The sequence below is a fragment of the Aquiflexum sp. genome, assembly GCF_041749095.1.
Classification (GTDB): Bacteria; Bacteroidota; Bacteroidia; order Cytophagales; family Cyclobacteriaceae; genus Aquiflexum.
In genome coordinates this window covers 1-3,550 of record NZ_JBGTCA010000320.1, presented here as the reverse complement: position 1 = coordinate 3,550, position 3,550 = coordinate 1, and the positions used below count along the sequence as shown (strand labels likewise).

The window sequence follows — 3,550 nt, the reverse complement described above, 5'->3', positions numbered from 1 at the left end:
TCGATGAATTATTCAGAACAACCTGTTGAATTTGTGGATCTGAAAAAATTTGGAGTTAAGGAAAGTTTTAATATTCCGAATTCCTATGATAACAAAGAGTTTAAACCACATTCAGCAGAATCAAATTCATCTTCGGTGAAGTATGAATTTGTTGTTTTTATATCTGAAACCGAATCATCATCGGACATAAAGGCCATAGAGGGAGGCCTAATTTTTTTAGATAAAAATCGGTTTAAAAGCATGGGATTATCTTTATTGAAAGGCGATCCTTATGCGGTATTTAACAATGATTTCAATATTCTGATTTCGGATAGGATAGCCCGGGCATATTTTGGGGAAGAAGATCCGGTTGATAAAATATTAATTCTGGACGGGAAATATTCGGTTTTGGTTAAAGGAGTCTATAAATCCAAAAATGACAGTCTTCCATTAGGATTTGATTTTATTGCAGGGCCTGTAACCAATGAAAAGATTAATCAGCGGTAGATATTGCACTGCCAAAAAGATCTCATATTAAGCTTTACGGTTTGTTTTTCACAAATAACTGCGACTCGCTCCTTGCTGTGATCTTGTCATCATATCCACCTGTGATCAACACCTCTCCATTTTCCAAAAGTGTCGAACTTGAAAACAAGCGAGTTGTCCCTAAGTTGCCCTGAAGCGGAACGAATTTACAATTCTTGGTATTGTAAATCTCCGCCTTGTCAGAACCGCCCCCGATCAAAACATTGTTGTCCGACAACAATATACTTGTCTCTTTGTGCTTGAACCGGGGAAAATTCATGTTTGATATGGAGGTGAATTGGGCAGTATTGGGGTCGTAGATTTCGGCAGAAGCATACAGGGAATCCCGTCTGTCAGCACCGCCATTGACCAATACTTTCCCATCAGAAAGCAGAACAGCATCATGTTTATGCCGGGGGATATTCATACTTCCTGTTGGCGTGAATTGATTTGATTTGCTGTCAAATATTTCAGCAACATCGTAAACCTTTAAATTTTCTCTCCTGTCTCTGTGTCCACCTGTAATCAGTACGTTTCCATTTTTCAAAAGTGTGGCTGTATGCGATTCACGGGCAAAGGCCATTGGGCTGGACTCTGTAAATTTATTGGTTTGTGTATCATATATCTCTGCGGAAGACAAAAAAGTCCATCCTGTTCCCACCCCACCTGTCATGAGTATTTTTCCGTCATGAAGTAAGGTTGCAGTATGTCCATACCTGGGAGTTTTCATATCTGGCCCCTGGGAAAAGGTTTTTGATTTAGGGTCATAAATTTCGGTAGTGGAGAGGGCATTGCCATTGTAACCTCCGGCAATAAGCACTTTTCCATTTGGCAAAAGGGTTGCTGACTGATTAATGCGAGGGGTAGTTAATGGGTTGATTTTAGAAAATGATTTTAAGGTAGGATTGTAAAGTTCAGCACTCGACAAACTGTTATTGCTACTGCCCGCAAAACCTCCGCAAATCAATACTGTCCCATCTTTCAATAAAGTTGCTGTATGTGCTGCACGTGCGAAGTGCATATTTTTAACCGGAACCAATGTGCCTTCTGATACGGGGATTTCGCTCGAAACATTGCCTGAAGGATCAGAAACTGCCATTGAAGCTAAATTACTTGGAACATTCAACATACTGTCCAGTTTTGAATTTTGGATGCTACAGGCATTAAATCCCAAAACGATGGCAAGGATGATGAAGATTACATTTTTCATATCAAATATTTTAGGTTTCCAAGTGATACTGATAAAGAATTTTACGCTTTTTCCATCACACACTAACTATGCTGTTTTAAATAAGAAATCTCTTTATAAAATGCTTTTTCACTAACTCCTTTGCGTCTTTGCGGGAAAACATTCATCAACCAATAGTGTATTTTCACAAAGCAATGGCAAACCTTTCCCCGGCAATCCTCACTCACTTTTCAATGAATTTACCGGGTTACTGAAAGTGGCTTTAACAGTTTGGAAACTTATGGTCACTACGGTAATGAACATGGCCACCAATCCGGCCATCAGAAATACCCACGGTTCGATTTGGATCCTGTATTGGAAATCCTGCAGCCATTGGTTCATTGCAAAATAGGAGAGGATGGTGGCCAGGATAAAGGCAATGCTCACCAATCCAATAAACTCCATGGAAAGTTTTATCATGATATTGCCTGGGGAGGCACCCAACACCTTTCTGATGCTGATTTCTTTTTGCCGTTGTTCAGCAGTGTAGGCAGACAATCCAAATAATCCCAGGCATGCAATCAAAATGGCGAGAATGGCAAAATGTAAAAACATGGAGGCAAAAGCCTGATCGTTTCGATAAAGGTTGGCAAATTCCGCATCAAGGAAGTTATATTCAAAGGGAGTTTCAGGGTTGACCGTTTTCCAGGTAGCTTCAATATCTGCCAAGGTTTGGTTTAGGTTCTGTGCATCTACTTTCAATGCCATTTGGCTGTTTTGCGGATTGAAAAACATCATCAACGGCTCTACTTTATGCCGGATGGTGGCAAAATGAAAATCTTTTACTACCCCTATCACTTCTACGGTGACATTCCCTAAATCCATCTTCATCCCTATAGGTTCTTCCCATTCAAATAACTTTGCCATTTCCTCATTGATAATGATAGATAAGGAGTCTGATGATGCTAATGAAAAATTTCTTCCTTCCCGTATGACCATGCCCATGGTAGGAATAAATGCCTCGTCAATACTCATTTCGCTGACAATGTAGGTGGATTCCTCTGAGGCTCCTTGTGGGGTTACCCCACCCCTTGGAAGCTGTTGTCCGATCTGTGCGGAGGAAGTGCCTATGGCATGAATGTTAGGGTTTTGCACCAGCTCATTTTTGAGAAATTCGCTGTTTTTGGTGTTTTGGGAAATGGTAATGATCTGATCCCTGTCATAACCGAGATCTGTATTGAAAATAAAGTCCATCTGTTGGTACACGATGACAGTACCCACTATCAGACCGATACTGATGGTGAATTGGAAAACGACCAGGGATTTTCGAAGGGATTTTCCACTTTCCGAATTTTTGAAAGCCCCTTTCATCACTGAAAGTGGGTTGAAGGAGGAAAGTACAAAGGCAGGATACAATCCCGAGATAAGGCCAACTCCAATGATCATCCCTCCGATGATCAGGAGATTCTGATAATCGATCATTGCCTGAATCTCCGCACCTCTTTGGTATAGGTCATTGAATACAGGTAGGAATCCCAATACCAATAAATAGGCTATTACCGCAGAGACCAATACCACTAGAATTGACTCTGAAAGATGCTGCCCTATCAGTTGTGAACGGTAGGCACCTATCACCTTTCTGACTCCAACTTCCTTTGCCCGGGAGGTGGATTTAGCGGTGACAAGATTGGCAAAATTAATGATGGCCAGGAATAAAATCAGGACAGCAACAATAGATAGCGTGACCACATGTTGCATATCCGACTTATTGAAATTGCTCTCAAAAAGGATCTCTTTTGATCCCAAATGGACATCATTCAGTGCCTGCAAAGTAGGAACAAATACTTCAACCGCCTCATTTTTCCGGGCTATAGCCTG

The 3,550-nt window shown here is 41.0% G+C and carries 3 protein-coding genes; 1 reads left to right on the top strand and 2 read right to left on the bottom strand.

What is annotated here, in order from left to right:
* Positions 1-486 (top strand): ABC transporter permease (locus tag ACEW8O_RS14860; RefSeq protein ID WP_373495412.1); only part of this gene is annotated, 486 nt, incomplete at its 5' end.
* A gap of 34 nt (positions 487-520) precedes the next feature.
* On the opposite strand, the gene ACEW8O_RS14855 is transcribed toward ACEW8O_RS14860, so the two are convergent.
* Together ACEW8O_RS14855 and ACEW8O_RS14850 are read right to left on the bottom strand one after the other, a co-directional pair.
* Positions 521-1,714, bottom strand: coding sequence for a Kelch repeat-containing protein (locus ACEW8O_RS14855; protein ID WP_373495411.1), 1,194 nt, complete (start codon positions 1,712-1,714; stop codon positions 521-523).
* A gap of 198 nt (positions 1,715-1,912) precedes the next feature.
* Positions 1,913-3,550 (bottom strand): ABC transporter permease (locus ACEW8O_RS14850; protein ID WP_373495410.1); only part of this gene is annotated, 1,638 nt, incomplete at its 5' end.

Bases quoted from the DNA above. Each gene is read 5' to 3' on its own strand.
- ACEW8O_RS14855 (WP_373495411.1), bottom strand. From the start codon at position 1,714: ATGAAAAATGTAATCTTCATCATCCTTGCCATCGTTTTGGGATTTAAT.